This is a genomic window from Curvibacter sp. CHRR-16 (assembly GCF_018474005.1).
Classification (GTDB): Bacteria; Pseudomonadota; Gammaproteobacteria; order Burkholderiales; family Burkholderiaceae_C; genus Allorhodoferax.
Genome location: NZ_JAHCSH010000001.1, coordinates 89,350 through 104,958, shown reverse-complemented (window position 1 = coordinate 104,958; position 15,609 = coordinate 89,350). Strand labels below are relative to the sequence as shown.

The 15,609-nt window shown below is 58.5% G+C and carries 11 protein-coding genes; 4 read left to right on the top strand and 7 right to left on the bottom strand.

Annotated features, from left to right (window positions below):
* Positions 1–61 precede the first annotated feature (61 nt).
* The 3 genes from KIK84_RS00540 to hslO all read right to left on the bottom strand — a co-directional run bounded on the left by KIK84_RS00540 (position 62) and on the right by hslO (position 5,851).
* Positions 62–994 (bottom strand): diguanylate cyclase domain-containing protein, encoded by a 933-nt coding sequence (locus KIK84_RS00540; protein WP_250207662.1) that lies wholly within the window; start codon positions 992–994, stop codon positions 62–64.
* Positions 995–998: 4 nt separating this feature from the next.
* Positions 999–4,739, bottom strand: coding sequence for a PAS domain S-box protein (locus KIK84_RS00535; RefSeq protein ID WP_214121034.1), 3,741 nt, complete (start codon positions 4,737–4,739; stop codon positions 999–1,001).
* 137 nt (positions 4,740–4,876) lie between these two features.
* Positions 4,877–5,851: an Hsp33 family molecular chaperone HslO gene (gene hslO, locus KIK84_RS00530; protein WP_214121033.1), complete on the bottom strand. Its 975-nt coding sequence runs from the start codon at positions 5,849–5,851 to the stop codon at positions 4,877–4,879.
* A gap of 76 nt (positions 5,852–5,927) precedes the next feature.
* On the opposite strand from hslO, the gene KIK84_RS00525 reads away from it, so the two are divergent.
* Both KIK84_RS00525 and KIK84_RS00520 read left to right on the top strand, forming a co-directional pair.
* Entirely contained in the window at positions 5,928–6,764 is an 837-nt protein-coding gene (locus KIK84_RS00525; RefSeq protein ID WP_214121032.1) for a ferritin-like domain-containing protein, read from the top strand.
* Positions 6,736–7,980, top strand: a complete 1,245-nt coding sequence (locus tag KIK84_RS00520; RefSeq protein WP_250207661.1) for an EAL and HDOD domain-containing protein — start codon at positions 6,736–6,738, stop codon at positions 7,978–7,980. The genes KIK84_RS00525 and KIK84_RS00520 overlap by 29 nt, the downstream gene beginning before the upstream one ends.
* 100 nt (positions 7,981–8,080) lie before the next feature.
* Here KIK84_RS00520 and KIK84_RS00515 read toward each other — a convergent pair whose 3' ends face one another.
* A complete protein-coding gene (locus tag KIK84_RS00515) occupies positions 8,081–8,638 on the bottom strand; it encodes a lipocalin family protein (protein ID WP_214121031.1) in 558 nt (185 codons plus the stop codon).
* Positions 8,639–8,806: 168 nt separating this feature from the next.
* Between KIK84_RS00515 and KIK84_RS00510 the strand changes: the two genes are divergently transcribed.
* Positions 8,807–11,053 (top strand): OsmC domain/YcaO domain-containing protein, encoded by a 2,247-nt coding sequence (locus KIK84_RS00510; RefSeq protein WP_214121030.1) that lies wholly within the window; start codon positions 8,807–8,809, stop codon positions 11,051–11,053.
* On the opposite strand, the gene xerD is transcribed toward KIK84_RS00510, so the two are convergent.
* Complete coding sequence (gene xerD, locus KIK84_RS00505) at positions 11,050–12,015, bottom strand: site-specific tyrosine recombinase XerD (RefSeq protein ID WP_214121029.1); 966 nt, start codon at positions 12,013–12,015, stop codon at positions 11,050–11,052. The genes KIK84_RS00510 and xerD overlap by 4 nt on opposite strands.
* A gap of 49 nt (positions 12,016–12,064) precedes the next feature.
* Here xerD and KIK84_RS00500 point away from each other — a divergent pair, with 49 nt between their 5' ends.
* Positions 12,065–12,991, top strand: a complete 927-nt coding sequence (locus tag KIK84_RS00500) for an AEC family transporter (RefSeq protein WP_250207660.1) — start codon at positions 12,065–12,067, stop codon at positions 12,989–12,991.
* A 6-nt stretch (positions 12,992–12,997) separates the two neighbouring features.
* Here KIK84_RS00500 and KIK84_RS16755 read toward each other — a convergent pair whose 3' ends face one another.
* A complete protein-coding gene (locus KIK84_RS16755; RefSeq protein ID WP_284150450.1) occupies positions 12,998–14,620 on the bottom strand; it encodes a methyl-accepting chemotaxis protein in 1,623 nt (540 codons plus the stop codon).
* Positions 14,621–14,755: 135 nt separating this feature from the next.
* Complete coding sequence (locus KIK84_RS00490; RefSeq protein ID WP_214121028.1) at positions 14,756–15,598, bottom strand: cysteine hydrolase family protein; 843 nt, start codon at positions 15,596–15,598, stop codon at positions 14,756–14,758.
* Positions 15,599–15,609 lie beyond the last annotated feature (11 nt).

Sequence of the window (15,609 nt, the reverse complement as noted above, 5' to 3'; positions counted from 1 at the left end):
TTCCCTTCCGCCAGACTGGCGCCCCCGATCTCTAGTGGCGCGACATGGGCTCAGCAGTGGGTCACAGCGCTGTCGCCACTACCCTGTCGCGTCCTTGGCGTTTGGCCTCATACAGTGCAGCATCGGCTTTTTCTAGCAAGACGTGCGGACTGTGGCAGCGATCTGCACGCCCGGTCGAAACCCCGACACTGACCGTCACACGCGGCGCAATGGGGGAATCGGCATGCGCAATATCCAAAGCCAAAACGGCAGCGCGCAGTGCTTCGGCCATGCGTTGGGCAGAGGTGAAATCGCACTCTGGCACCAAACACACAAACTCTTCCCCGCCATAGCGGGCCACCAGGTCATAGCCCCTGTGCAGCACTGAGCTCAAGGCGGTAGCTATTTTTTGCAAGCACTGGTCTCCTGCTTGGTGGCCGTAATAGTCGTTGTAGCGCTTGAAGTAATCCACATCAATCATCAACAAACTCAAGTCCTTGGCATGGCGCACGCAGTTGCGATAGGCCGTTTGCAAGGCCTCGTCAAATCGCCGGCGATTGGCAACCCCCGTTAATCCATCCACATACACCATGCTGCGCAACAAATCCGCATGCTGCTTGAGCGCCAAATGGGTTTTGACTCGGGCACGCAAAACGGCCACGTTGATCGGTTTGGAAATGAAGTCGCTGCCACCGACGCTCAAGCCTTTGGTCTCATCGGCAGAGCCAGACAAGGCGGTGATGAAAATCACCGGGATATCGGCCAACTCGGGATCCTGTTTGAGTTGACCACACAGGGTGTAGCCATCCATATCGGGCATCATCACATCGAGCAAGATGAGATCGGGCTTGTGCTCTCGCTTCAACAGCTCCAGCGCTTTGCGCGCGCTGCTGGCAATGAGCACCTCATAGTCTTCGTGCAAGGCGCTTGCAACAACCTGAATATTGGCTGGCGTGTCGTCCACAATCAAAATCCGATGGCACGTGGACTGCTGCAAGGTCATGAGTGCATCCATGGCTCTATTCACCTATTTCCAGTTGGCAACATGAGGCCAACTCCTGCAATGTGCTCAGTGCGGTGTCGTAAGACAGCGCCTCAATTTGTGCCAACAGCTTGCTGTACACGATGTGTTGTACAGGGGTAGATACGCCAGCCCCCAACTCTTCCAACCATTTCGGCGACACAAACCTAGACTGCTGCAAGGCGGTATGAATATCGTGCAGCAAAGCCTGCATACGCTCTTTGGGCAGATCACGCGCAGGCTGTGCCATGTCGTCAGCGGGCAACCTGCGAATGGCGTCGCACACATTGACCAGCGCCAATGCAAAGGCGTTGTGCGATGTCGAGAGTCCTTGCTGCATTTCCATTTCGAGCTGCTCAGCCAGTACGGCCAACTCGGTAGCGCCAATGGTTTTGGCAACACCCTTGACGGTATGCACCAGTTCGCTGGCGCTTTGCATGCGCCCTTGTGATAGCAGATGCTGCAACTCTTGGGGCACCTTGTACATGTCGATGGCAAAGCTTTGCACGATGCGACGCAGCAAGCCCCAATCGCCCCCTAGGCGGGCCGCAGCTTCTGGGAGCGCCAAACCAGCCACAAAAAAGGATGTTTTCCGCTGCGCCAAGGGCTGCGCTGCATCCAGCATGGCAACGCTCTCGTGCTGCGTGGGTTGGATCCAGCGCAGCAGCACACTGGTAAGCTCGGTAACGTCGATCGGCTTGGGCAAGAAATCATTCATGCCCACCTCCTGCGCGGCTTGCCGATCCGATGGCAGGGTGGCCGCAGTCATCGCGATGATGGGGACACTCTGCCCCTGCGGCAGAGTTCGGATATACCGCGTTGCCTCTATCCCCCCCATACCAGGCATTTGCAAATCCATCAAAATAGCCGCAAAAGTATGAACTTTGCTCTGCTCAATCGCTTCCTGACCGCTGCCCGCAATCACAATGCGCAGTCCTAATTTTTCGAGCAAGGCGTAGGCCACCAATTGGTTGGTAGGGTTATCTTCCACCAGCAACACTGTGGCACCGCGTATGGCAAAGGCTTTCATGCGATTGCGCTGCAAATCGCCCCAGTCTTCAAATGCTTGAGGCCCGCCCATCCCCTGCTGCAAACTGCTCACCAAATCCAATAGCTGCGAAGGGATGATGGGCTTGTCCAAAATGGCATCCAAGCGCACTTCGGGTGAGAGCTTGGCCACATCTTGGCGTCCGTAAGCCGTCACCATGACCACAATGGCAGGCGAGTGATGCGTAGCCCACAGGGTTTCCTCTTCCCGCATGTGGTGTGCCAATTCAATGCCATCCATCTCCGGTAGCCGCCAATCAAGCATGACCAACTCGTAAGGCATATTGCGCTGCAGGGCAGCGACAAATTTATCCAATCCTTCTTGGCTGGAATGGGCCACATCCACATCAAAGTCCCATGCGCTAATAAGGTTGGACATGGCCAAGCAGGCCGCCTCTTGGTCATCAATGATGAGCGTGCGCATTCCCTGCAAGCTAGCCGCTGAACGGGGTTGCATGGGCGTTTTCGAGACCTTGAGCTCGACTGTGAAGGTGAAGGCACTTCCAAAGCCGGGGGCACTCTCCACCACCATCGTCCCCGACATCAGCTCCACCAAGCGTTGGGCAATGATCAAACCCAAGCCACTGCCCCCATATTGGCGGGTGGTAGAGGCATCGGCTTGCTCAAAGGCTTGGAATAGGCGTGCTTGCAACTCTGTGCTCATGCCAATGCCGGTATCGCGCACCGTAGTTTGGAGCACGATGCGATCGCCTAATCGCTCTTGCACCGACATGGATAACTGGACGTAGCCCTTGCTGGTGAATTTGATGGCATTGCCCAGCAAGTTGTTAATGATCTGTCGCAGGCGCAGGGAATCGCCCACCAGCACCATCGGAATGTCGGATGCGATATCGAACACCAGCTCCAAACCCTTGCTGTCGGCGGCCAAAGCAAACAAGGTGGAAATGTTCTCCAATAGCTCGACCATTGAGAAATCCACTGACTCGATATCGAGCTTGCCCGCCTCCATCTTCGAATAATCGAGAATGTCATTGAGAATGCCCAGCAGTGATCGCGCCGACGTGTGCAATTTGGTCAAATAGTCACGCTGACGGGTGTCGAGCTCGCTATCGAGCAGCAATTGCGACAAGCCAATCACGGCATTCATGGGGGTGCGTATTTCGTGGCTCATGTTGGCCACAAAATCGGACTTGGCACGGCTGGCGGCCTCAGCCTTGTTTTTGGCCACCGTCAAATCGTGCTCGACGGTTTTAAGGGCTGTCACATCGTAGTTCACCCCCACCATACGCAGCGGCTTACCATCATCAAAAGTAGTGTACGAAGCGGCCTTGATATACCGCACCTCGCCACTGGGCCATACGATGCGAAATTCCGGGGCATAGTCCCGCTCGCCCCGCAAAGCGGCTTGCATCTCCCCCTCGACATAAGCCACATCGTCAGGGTGAACGGCACGCAGCCAAGCCCCATACACGCCCTCCCAGTCTTCCTCAGAGACTCCGTAGAGCTTGTGCATCACACTGTCCCAGTACAAGTGTTGGGTTTGCAAATCCCAATCCCAAATACCAATAATGCCCGCCGATGCCGCAGCCCTCAAGCGGTTCCAACTGTCCCGCAAGGCTTTTTCACTGTCCACCCGATCCGAGATATCACGCACCACTTTGGCATAGCCATTGAAATGACCATCTTCATCGTTCAAGGCAACGATGACCACATCGGCACTGAAACGTTCACCATTTTTGCGCACACGCTGCCCCATGTCTTTGGCACTACCTTGGAGCTTGGCCTGCTGCAACAGCCGCTCAGGCTTGCCAGTCGCCACATCCTCAGGCGTGTAAAACACACTGATGGGTTTGCCAATAATCTCCTCGGCCTCGTACCCTTTAACGTGTTTGGCCCCATCGTTCCAAGACTCGATCAAACCATCTGTTGTCAAAAAGATGATGGAGTAGTCCCGCACGTTCGAGATCGACGACAGAAAGCGCATTTCGCTCATGCGCAAATGCTTTTCTGCCGTCTTACGGGCTGTGATGTTGTTATTGGCCCCCACATAGCCAGTGATATGACCATCAGCTTGGCAAATCGGCGCTGCCGTTCCCGATATCCAAGTAACAACCCCAGTGATGCAGTTCTGCATGCGGTATTCGAGTGCCCAACGCCCTCCTGCTTTGACCATGTGTTCCCACGCACTGGACACTTTGTCTCTATCTTCGGGATGGATGCCACGCAACCACCCACTGCCCAAGGCCTGTTCCTGCGTTAAACCCGCAAATCCCTGCCAAGTGCTATTCACCAGCACACAAGCCCCCTGGGCATCGGTTTCGTAAATTCCGGTTGGAGATGTTTCCAGCACCGTGCGCAAGCGGCGCTCTTGGTCTGCAGCTTGCGCGTGGAGGCGCTGCAAATAGGTTTTGTTATCCAGCATTTTTTGCGCCAAAACACTGACCAATAAACCGCTGAAAACAACCATTCCTAAGCGGTATAAATCATCCTCACTGAAAACAAAGAAGGGGGTCTCTGGCGACAGACTGAATGCTGCCAGCAAGGTGGTTACAGCAGTAGCTAAAAAGCCAGGCCACTTACCGCCCAGCAAAGCAACTACCAGCATGGCAGGAATAAACGTAACCAGCAAAGGCTGCTGGTGTAAATCAATTGGCAACAGCAAGCGGCCAAAATAGGTCGCTATTGGCAATGCCACGGCCAAGACACTAGCTGCAATGAAGCGCTGTTTCATTTTTAGATGGCTCCCTGACTCCCAGCTTCGTTAAAGATAGCTGGATCTATTCATTGTCAGTGGAGCTGTCTATTAGTGAAAGCTTTCTTAACCGCAGTAGTGAAACAAATGTCTATAACTGTAGCTAAAAGTATTATTTAATGCCGCCCCGCACCTTGGTCGTGCCGATGCTCAGGTGCCAAAAACAGTTGAGCGGCATCAATCGGATCCAGACGGTACTGGGCACCGCAGAACTCGCAGCCCACTTCGATATTGGGGCGCTCGGCCAAAATGGCCTCCACCTCTTCGCGGCCCAAGCTTTGCACCATGCGCTGCACACGCTCCATGCTGCAGGAGCAATCAAAACGCGGGGTATCGGGCGCAAAGCGGCGCACGTCTTCTTCCCAGAACAGGCGGCGCAAAATGGTTTCCACATCCAAGCCCAATAGCTCCTCACGCTTGAGGCTGCTGGCCAGGATCGAGATGCGGTTGTAGTGCTCATCGAGCTCCTCGTCGGTCAACACCACACCTTGGCCTTGCAGGTTGCCCGTGCCTTCCAGCGGCAGGCGCTGAATAAAGAGGCCTGCAGCCACCTTGTCGTCTGCAGCCAGCACCAAGGTGGTGGGCAACTGTTCGCTTTGCTGCATGTAGTGCTGCAGCATTTGGTTTACGTGGTGCAAGGGCTTGCCCTGTGGATCGGAGAGTGGCACCACACCTTGATAGGGTTGCTGACCAGCTTCTTTACCCGCATCGGACGGATCCAGCGTGATAGCGCAACGGCCTTGGCCCGTGGTGTTGACCATGTGGCTCAGTGGCACATGGTCAGCCACTTCGCCCTGCAGAGTGGCCGTGGTGCGGAAAGACAGGTCTGGCCCGACTTCCACCACCGCCACTTTCACAGGGCCATCGCCAAAGATTTGCAGTACCAAGTCGCCATCAAATTGGATGCTGGACTGCATCAGCACCGCAGCAGCGGACATCTCACCCAGCAAAGATTGCAAGGCCAGTGGATAGGGACCTGTTTCGGTGTTGTTGGCACGGCGTTGCAGCACTTCTTGCCACGCATCAGTCAGGCGCACGATGGCACCGCGCACAGGCAGGCCTTCAAACAGGAATTTGTGTAGTTCGGACATTGTTTTCTCCAGTCATGGCTGGCCTGCTATCAGGCCATACGCGGCGGCGCTGCTTGATAAACCTAGAATTGTAGAGATGGACTTGCGCAACCTTGCCTTGCAGGCATTTTCTCTCTCAGACCCCCAAGCCAAGGTGGAGGCGGTGCTGGCGCTTTTCAAGCAACGGCACGAGACCCGCTTGGATACCCACGTCGCGCTGCACCTGCAGTACGACGATGCCCAACCCGGTAACCCACCCCAGCTGCAGTTGGTAGCGCCACAGGACGTGCCGCGCCGCTCCCCCTACACCCGTGACGGACTGGCTGCACTGGCCCATTCCATTGCCCACATTGAGTACAACGCTATCGCCCTGGCATTGGATGCGGTGTGGCGCTTTGCCGACATGCCCACCAGCTACTACCAAGACTGGCTGCAAGTGGCTTATGAGGAGGCGCAGCATTTCAGCCTGCTACAAGAACGCCTGCGACACATGGGCTACGCCTATGGCGACTTTGCCGCCCACCAAGGCCTGTGGGATGTGTGCAGCGCCACCCGCCACCACATCACCGCCCGCATGGCGCTGGTTCCCCGCACGCTGGAGGCGCGCGGACTGGATGCCACCCCTGTCATCCAAGACAAACTGCGCCGCGTGGGCTCACCCGATGCCCTGGCCCTACTGCCAGTGTTGGACACCATACTGCGCGAAGAAATTGGCCATGTGGCCACGGGCAACCGTTGGTTTTACTGGCTGTGCGAACGCGAGCAGCGCGAACCCCACGCCTTTTACGCCTATGCTGCCCAGCACTACCGCGCGCCCAAACCCAAACCACCGTTTAATCTGCAAGCACGCGCCCAAGCGGGCTTTAGCGCTACGGAACTCGAACAACTTCTGCTACAAAACCAGCATGAGCAACGCCCTACCCCTGCAAACTGAGCCCATGTCCATCGCCCGCCAAGCCATTGTGGACAAAGAGCGCAGCGTCGTCGCCTACGAGCTGTTCAACCGCTCGCGCCCTTCGGGCGAGCACACAGCAGCCAGCGATGCACAGTTGCTGTTCAACTTTTTGATGGTGGCGCAGGACGATGGCGGCCTGAACACTTACCCCACCCTGTTCATCAACTGCACACACACCAGCTTGGCCAGTGGGCATTTGGACTTGGTATCGCCCCAGCACGTGGTGCTGGAAATACCTCCGCTGCCTGAAAACAGCACCAGCAGCATTGCCGACTTGGCTCCCACGCTGCAAAAAATGCGGCAGAAGGGCTTTCGACTGGCCTTTGACCATACGGTGCTGCAGAAAAGCTATGCCCCTTGGCGCGAGCTGGCCAGCTTCATCAAGCTGGACAACCAAGCCTTCCCTATCAGCGAGTTGGCGCAAATCGTGCACAGTGCGCGCAACGATGGCCCGCCTGTGCAATTGGTAGCCGAAAAGGTGGAGACCGATGCCCAGTTCCGCGCCCTGCACGCCTTGGGCATAGACCTGTTCCAAGGCTATTGGTTTGCCAACCCCGTGCTGGTGGAGGGACAGCGCATTCACTCCAGCCAGTCGTCCATCTTGCAGCTTATCAACTTGGTGCGCCAGCAGGCCAGCACAGCCGAGATTGAAGAAGTGCTCAAACGCGACCCCACACTCTCATTCAACCTGCTGCGCTTTATCAACTCCGCCAGCTTTGGCATGCGCACCGAGGTCACCTCCTTCCGCCACGCCGTCATGCTGCTGGGGCTGCAAAAGCTCTTCAAATGGTCGGCTCTGCTGCTGACTACCTCGCACGCCAACCAAAGCGCAGCGGCTGTGGGCAGTACCGCCGTGGTACGCGGGCGCATGATGGAGCTGCTGCTCAGCGAAACCGAAGCCAGCAGCGACGACACCGACAACGCCTTTGTGGTGGGGATTTTTTCTTTGCTAGATACCATGCTGGGCGTTCCCATGGACACCGCACTGGCCCAGATGCTGCTGCCTGCCAGCATCACCGAAGCGCTGCTGTTGCAAACCGGCCCACTGGCCCTCCACCTGGCGCTGGTGGTAGCCTGTGAGCAAAGCGATGAAGCCACCTTTTCCCGCCTGTGCAAGCAACTGAACCTGACCAGCAACCAAGTGAACTGGGCTCACCTGCAAGCACTGGCTTGGGCCGAATCACTGGTGGCCTAAAGGTTTACAAAGCCCGCCGCAGTGCCCCCACGGCAGGGCCACGGCTTTTGTCGAACACATGCACCACATGGCCGCCCTGTGCAAGAGGGCTGCTGCTTGCTTAGGGTTGCGGGTCCGTGCGGTCGTGCGTCACCCAAATGAGGGACTGCGCATCAATGCCCAGCGCTTGCGCACGTGCGGCCAGTTGCTCGCGCACAGCAGGCGTGAGTTGCTTGCTGCGCGACAAAATCCAGCAATAGCCGCGGTCTGGCCCCACCACCAGCGCCCACTGGTAATCGGCATCGAGCGCGGCCACGTGGTAACCGCCGTAAAACGGCCCAAAGAACGACACCTTGAGCGAAGCGGTGCTCGCATCGCCCGTGAACAGCGCCTTGCCCACGGCTTGGCGCCAGTCGTTTTTGGCACTGTCAAAGCCGCGGTTGAGCACCCGCACACTGCCATCACTCTGCAGCTGGTAGGTGGCGGTCACATCGCTCATGCCGCGTTCAAACGAATGGTCTAGCCGCGCCACTTCGTACCAACGCCCAGCGTAGCGCTGCACATCGAACGGAGACACGGGCGTAATGCCCTCAGGTGGACGTGTAGAGGTACAAGCCGTCACCACCAGCAGTGCACACAAAGCCATGGCGCGGCGAAGCAAGGGGAAATATGGAGACATATACCAATCAGTCGCAAAATAAACTCAATGGTATACACAATACCCCAAACTGGCCAGTGACCAGTAAAAGACAGGTCACTGGCCTATCGGATACATTCAGCGACCCACGGGGCAACACCCCCAACCCAGTAGCCTCCTCGTTGCGCGAGGCGATTCAGGATTGTTTTCATGGAAATCAAGGTCAACTTTCTCGACAAGCTGCGGCTGCAAGCCCAGTTTGACGACTTCACGGTGGTGGCAGACCAGCCCATTCGCTACAAGGGCGATGGCTCGGCACCCGGGCCATTCGATTACTTCTTGGCCTCGTCGGCCTTGTGCGCGGCCTATTTCGTCAAGCTGTATTGCGACACGCGCAACATCCCCACGGACAACATCCGCCTGTCGCAGAACAACATCGTCGACCCGGAAAACCGCTACCAGCAGACTTTCAAAATTCAGGTCGAGCTGCCCGCCGATATTTCGACGGCGGATCGCCAAGGCATCTTGCGCTCCATCGAGCGCTGCACGGTCAAAAAGGTAGTGCAGCAGGGGCCAGAGTTCGTCATCGAAGAGGTGCACAACCTCGATGCCGACGCGCAATCGCTGCTGACCATCAACCCGACAACGCTTGCGGATGGCGCGGCCACCTACATCCCCGGCAAAGACCTGCCGCTGGAGCAAAGCATCGCCAACATGACGGGCTTGCTGGCGAACCTGGGTATCAAGATCGAGATTGCCTCGTGGCGCAACATCATTCCCAACGTGTGGTCGCTGCACATCCGCGACGCGCATTCGCCCATGTGCTTTACCAACGGCAAGGGCTCTACCAAGGAAAGCGCCTTGGCCTCGGCCTTGGGCGAGTACATCGAGCGGCTGAGCTGCAACCACTTCTACGCCGGGCAGTACTGGGGGCCGGAGTTGGCCAAGGCCGACTTTGTGCACTACCCCAACGAGCGCTGGTTCCAACCCGGCCGCAAAGACGCGCTGCCCAAAGACCTGCTGGACGCGTATTGCCTGCCCATCTACAACCCCGACGGCGAGCTGCGTGCCTCGCACCTGATCGATACCAACTCGGGCAACGTGCAGCGTGGCATCTGCGCCCTGCCCTTTGTGCGCCAGTCCGATGGGCAGGTGGTGTACTTCCCCTCCAGCTTGGTAGAAAACCTGTACGCCAGCAACGGCATGAGCGCGGGCAACACGCTGGCCGAAGCGCAGGTGCAGTGCCTGTCTGAGATATTTGAGCGCGCCGTCAAGCGCGAAATATTGGAGCAGGAAATAGCCCTGCCCGATGTGCCCGCCGAAGTGCTGGCACGCTACCCCAGCATCGTGGCCGGTATCCAAGGGCTGGAGGAGCAGGGCTTTCCGGTGCTGGTCAAAGACGCCTCGCTGGGCGGCCAGTATCCGGTGATGTGCGTAACCCTGATGAACCCGCGCACCGGCGGCGTGTTCGCCTCTTTTGGCGCACACCCCAGCATGCAAGTGGCGCTGGAGCGCAGCCTGACCGAGCTGCTGCAAGGCCGCAGCTTTGAAGGCCTCAACGACCTGCCCCGCCCCACCTTCAACAGCGGCGCGGTGACCGAACCGTACAACTTTGTCGAGCACTTCATCGACTCCAGCGGCATCGTGTCGTGGCGCTTTTTCAGCGCCCGGTCAGACTACGTTTTTGTGGACTGGGATTTCACTGCCAAAGACGACAACGCAAGTGACAGCACAGGCGAAAGTGCCAACGAGAAAGAAGCGGCAACCTTGTTTGGCATCCTGCAGTCCATGGGCAAGGAGTCCTACATGGCGGTGTACGACCAGCTAGGGGCCACGGCTTGCCGCATCGTGGTGCCGGGCTATTCGGAGGTGTACCCGGTGGAAGATTTGGTATGGGACAACACCAACAAGGCTTTGCTATTCCGCGCCGACATCCTGAACCTGCACCAGCTAGACGATGCCGCGCTGGAGGCACTGCTGGAGCGCCTAGAGAGCAACGAGCTAGACGACTACGGCGACGTGGCCACGCTCATTGGCATTGAATTTGACGAAAACACCGTGTGGGGCCAACTGACGGTGCTGGAGCTCAAGCTGCTGATCCGCTTGGCGCTACAACAGTTTGAAGAGACGCTGGAGTTGGTAGGCGCTTTCCTGCAGTACAACGACAACACGGTCGAGCGGCGCTTGTTCTACCAAGCACTGGGGGCGGTGCTGGAAGTAGTGCTGGACGATGAACTGGCGCTGGACGACTACGTGGCCAATTTCCGCCGCATGTTTGGCAACCCGCGCATGGACGCGGTGCTGGGCTCGGTCGATGGCAGCGTGCGCTTTTACGGGCTCACGCCCACCAGCTTGCAGCTAGAGGGGCTCGACAGGCACCAGCGCCTGATGGACAGCTACCGCAAGCTGCACGCCGCACGGGCGCGAGCCCATGCATCCACCAGCACCAAAAACTAGCCCCGGGGGTGGTGCTGCGCATGCAGCGCCGCCAAGCGCTCACGCGCCACATGGGTGTAAATGGTGGTGGTGGAAATGTCAGCGTGGCCCAGCAGCATTTGCACGGCCCGCAAGTCTGCCCCGTGGTTGAGCAAATGGGTGGCAAAGGCGTGGCGCAGGGTGTGCGGCGAGAGCTGCACGCGAATGCCCGCCAGTAAGGCGTACTTGCGCACAATGCCCCAAAACATAACGCGCGACATGGCTTGCCCAGCCTGCGCGCCCCGGCTGCTGACAAACACATCTTGCGAGGCGTGCCCCGCCAGCAAACTGGGACGCCCCTCGGTCAAATAGCGCTGCAGCCACAGCAAAGCCACTTCGCCCAGCGGCACGAGGCGCTCTTTTTGCCCTTTGCCCGTGACGCGTACCAAACCCTCGTTCAGGCTCAGTTGGAACACCTGCAAGCCCACCAGTTCACTCACGCGCAGACCCGATGCGTACAGCACCTCCAGCATGGTGCGATCGCGCAGACCCAACAGGGTGTCGGTATCGGGTGCAGCCAGCAAGGACTCCACCTGCGCTTCGGTCAGCGTTTTGGGCAAGCGCACGGCCATTTTGGCGGGCTCTAGCCGCAGCGTGGGATCGACTTGCAGCAAGCGTTCGCGCAGGGCCCAGCGGTAAAAACGGCGAAACACCGTCAGGCGGCGGTTGGCCGTGGTGGCCTTGGTGCTGGCGTGCTGGGCGCTGATGAATTGGCGCAAATCTGCCTCGCCCAAATCGAGCAGCTTGCGGCCCGCACAGCCTTTGGCAAGTTGCTGCAAATCACGCCGATACGCCGCCAAGGTGTTGTTGGACAGGCCCTCTTCGAGCCACAGAGCGTCGATGAAGCGATCAATGTCTTGCCATGCCAGCCCCAGCGCAGCGGGTGTCTGAGTATCTGGCGTGGAGGAAAGAGGGGACGCAGTGGGAATCGGACGGGCGGGCATAGGTGCAAACGTATAGAGACATGCATGCTATGCCAAAGTGGCACGCTCTATGGACTGCTATGCTTCCAACGTGAACTACGCGCAACTGCTTCTCCCCGATTTTTCGCTCATCGTGTGTGGCTACCTGATCTGCCGCTACACCGCCCTCAACCGCACTGTGTGGGACCAGGTGGACAAGCTGGTGTACTACCTGCTGTTTCCGCTGCTGCTGTTTCACTCCATCGTGAAAAGCCCCCTCGACTGGGCGCATGCCTCCACCGGTTTATTGGCGGCTGTGGGGGTGTTGTTGTCGGGTATTGCGCTGTCCTACAGCCTGCCCTACTGGCCCGGTGCCGCACGGTTTTTCAGCCACCGCGACCACGCTGGCGTGGCGCAGGTGGCGTTTCGCTTTCACTCCATCTTGGGCTTGGCCATCATCGAACGGGTGGCTGGTGCAGAGGGGCTGCAGCTCATGGCGCTCATCATCGGCGTGGGCGTGCCCATTGCCAATGTGGGCGCTGTGTGGCCCATGGCCAAGCATGCGCAAACTGGGGTGCTGCGCGAGTTGGCACGCAACCCGCTCATCATCGGCACCGTGTCAGGCTTGCTGGTGGCGGTGCTGGGTATCCACCTGCCCGCTTGGGTGCAAACACCCATGTCGCGCATGGGCGCGGCCACCTTGGCGTTGGGGCTGCTGGCCGCAGGCGCAGGCATGCAGTTGAGCGCTTTGGCACAGGCCAAGGTGCTGTCAGCAGGGGTGCTGGGCATTCGCCACTTGGCACTGCCACTGGTGGCGTGGGGGCTGTGCGTGCTCTTGCATTTGCCTCCCACTGCCAGCCAAGTGGTGCTGATATTTGCCAGCCTGCCCACCGCATCGAGCTGCTACGCGCTGGCAGCCCGCATGGGCTATGACGGTGGCTTTGTGGGGGCGCTGGTCACGCTCTCGGTGTTGCTGGGCATGGCCAGCCTGCCGTTTGGCTTGGCCTTGCTGAGCTGACTAGCCTTAGGCCAGCAACAGCGGTGTAGCAGGATGGGGACTGGCATAGTCAGCGCCCCCGTGACCCAGCTTGAAGAAGTCCATCGCATGCACCATCTGCTCGGCCTGCTTGCTCAGGCTCTGGGCTGCGGCAGACATTTCCTCCACCAAAGCCGCATTGGCTTGGGTGGAGCGGTCAATTTGCGCCACTGCCTCGCTAATGGCCACAACGCCCGTGCTTTGCTCGTCGGTGGCATGGGTGATGTGGCGGATGATGTCCGTCACCTCGCGGATGCTGCGCACCACGCCTTGCATGGATTGACCCGCTTTGTTGACCAAATCCACGCCTTTGTCCACCCGCTCCACGCTGGCAGAGATCAGTCCTCGGATTTCTTTGGCCGCCTCTGCGCTGCGGCCAGCCAATGAGCGCACCTCAGTGGCCACCACGGCAAAACCGCGCCCTTGTTCACCGGCACGGGCGGCTTCCACGGCCGCATTCAAAGCCAAGATATTGGTTTGGAACGCAATGCCGTCGATGACGCTGATGATGTCGGCAATGCGGCGCGAGCTTTCGCTGATTCCGCTCATGGTCTGCACCACTTCTTGCACCGTTTCACCACTGCGTTCCACCTCGCTACTGGCCACTTGGGCTAGCTGGTTGGCACGGCGGGCGTGCTCGGCGTTTTCGCGCACACTGGCGCTGAACTCTTCCATGGTGGAAGCCGTTTGCTGCAGCGAACTGGCTTGCGCCTCGGTGCGGCTAGAGAGGTCTTGGTTGCCTTGGGCGATTTCCGAGCTGGCCGAGGCCACGCTTTCACCGGCCACGCGCACTGTGCGCACGATGCGGGTCAGTTCCTGCTTCATGTGGCCCAACTGGGCCAACAAGCTGTCGGGCTCTTGGCTTTGCAAAGCCACTGGGTGATCCAAACGACCTTGCGCTACATAGGCCACCTCTTGCGTGGCCACCGCTGGCTCGCCGCCAAGCTGGGCAAACACGCTGCGCAAAATAAGCCAAGTCAACGCCATAGCCAGTGCCACCCCCACCAAAATGATGAGCAACACCGTGATCCAAGCGCGCTTGTACACAGCTTGGGAAGATTCATACGAATCAGCCGCCATCTGCTTATTGAGTTTGAGCAAAGCGTCCATGGTGTTTTGAATCGCTGTGGCCATGTCACCAGCCTCACCAAACGTGTAGGTATAGGCCTCTTGGCGTGCGTCAGGGCCTTTCTCAATGAGGGCAATCACTTTGGCTTGCGAGGCATAGAAAGGCGCCACTTTGGATTTCAGCTCCTCGTACAGTGCGCGCTCTTGCGGACTTCGCAGCAGGCTGGCGTACTCGCTCACTTGCTTATCAAAAATGCCCACCCACTTGTCAAAGTTCTTTCGAGTTGACTCCCGCTTTTTCTCGTCGCTTTCATACACAATCCAGTAGTTGAACTGCAAGCGCCTGAAGCGATTGAGGGTAAAGCGCATTTCCTGGATTGCATCCACCGCGGGCAGTGAGCTGCCCGCTATGTCATCGGTGTTGCTGTCCAACACTCTCATAGCCCACAAACTGGCCCCACCCAATCCCAGCAAAATCGCAATCAGCAGTGCAAACGCACCGATTAGCTTGCTGCGTAAATTCCACGTGGTGACTTGCAACATACCCTCTTCCCTTCCATAAAAACAAGGGAAAACCCTTGAAAAAGTGGGAGCGAATTTACAGCATGTTTCAAATTGAGTGATAGCTAACTTGTTAGATATCGCAAATAAAAACACCAAACCGATGCATATCCACCACTAAAGCAAGGGTTGCAGCCCACTTTCGCGCCAACCCAAATCGCGCAGGGTTTGGGTGGCCAAGCCTGCAGCACGGGCCCCATCCAAGAACGCCTCGCCCATGGCTTCGAACCCCGGAACGGGGCTCATGCAGTCGGTGAGCAGGACAGTTTGGCGCAAATGCTCGCCGGGCATATTGAGCATCAAATCCTGCACCGAGGCTGCCACGCAATGGCTCAGGGCCTCCCCCGCTACCAGCAGCGTAGTGTCGGGCGTGGCGATGGCACGAATGAGATCCAGATTGAGCTGGGTGCGAGGGTCATCTTGCCGTGGCACTTCGGCCTTGAAGGCGCTGTATTGCTCGGTCAGCGGGTTTTGGCCTTTGAGCACTTTGCGGCTCAAACGCCCCGTGTGGGCTTCCCATGCGGCAACGGCATCGGCCAAGGCAGGGTAAATATTGTGCCCCCACGTGCCCAGCACACAGTGCACGGGCCACACCACCAGTTGGCGCTGGCTGGTGCCCTCCAGCGCTTGCAGGTAACGCAGCACGTCGGCGGTGAGGCCGGGATGCTTGTCCGCATGGCGTGGCCGGTAGCGCCCCTGGGCCAGCTCTTGTGCGCTGATGACGGTAAACGGTTGCACCGCACTGCCATCGGCTTGCTGCCAAAAACTGGTGCGCTCCACGGCCAAGCTGGGGTGGGAGTCCAAGGTAATGGTGATGTGCAACACCTCATCCAGATGGCCCAGCAACCAACGCGCCAACCGGGTCATGTCGGTACTGGCACCGGGCACAGGCAAGGCGGCGCCCTCCACGTCCATGAAATCGTTTTGCGGATCAATCACCAGCAGGTGATAAGGGTGCATACACTCACTCC

What these genes read in the sequence shown, in the direction of transcription:
- KIK84_RS00525 (WP_214121032.1), top strand. Translation starts at nt 5,928, where the DNA reads ATGGACTTGCGCAACCTTGCCTTGCAGGCATTTTCTCTCTCAGACCCC.
- xerD (WP_214121029.1), bottom strand. Translation starts at nt 12,015, where the DNA reads ATGCCCGCCCGTCCGATTCCCACTGCGTCCCCTCTTTCCTCCACGCCA.
- KIK84_RS00535 (WP_214121034.1), bottom strand. Translation starts at nt 4,739, where the DNA reads ATGAAACAGCGCTTCATTGCAGCTAGTGTCTTGGCCGTGGCATTGCCA.
- KIK84_RS00520 (WP_250207661.1), top strand. Translation starts at nt 6,736, where the DNA reads ATGAGCAACGCCCTACCCCTGCAAACTGAGCCCATGTCCATCGCCCGC.
- KIK84_RS00515 (WP_214121031.1), bottom strand. Translation starts at nt 8,638, where the DNA reads ATGTCTCCATATTTCCCCTTGCTTCGCCGCGCCATGGCTTTGTGTGCA.
- KIK84_RS00500 (WP_250207660.1), top strand. Translation starts at nt 12,065, where the DNA reads ATGGACTGCTATGCTTCCAACGTGAACTACGCGCAACTGCTTCTCCCC.
- KIK84_RS16755 (WP_284150450.1), bottom strand. Translation starts at nt 14,620, where the DNA reads ATGTTGCAAGTCACCACGTGGAATTTACGCAGCAAGCTAATCGGTGCG.
- KIK84_RS00510 (WP_214121030.1), top strand. Translation starts at nt 8,807, where the DNA reads ATGGAAATCAAGGTCAACTTTCTCGACAAGCTGCGGCTGCAAGCCCAG.
- hslO (WP_214121033.1), bottom strand. Translation starts at nt 5,851, where the DNA reads ATGTCCGAACTACACAAATTCCTGTTTGAAGGCCTGCCTGTGCGCGGT.
- KIK84_RS00540 (WP_250207662.1), bottom strand. Translation starts at nt 994, where the DNA reads ATGGATGCACTCATGACCTTGCAGCAGTCCACGTGCCATCGGATTTTG.
- KIK84_RS00490 (WP_214121028.1), bottom strand. Translation starts at nt 15,598, where the DNA reads ATGCACCCTTATCACCTGCTGGTGATTGATCCGCAAAACGATTTCATG.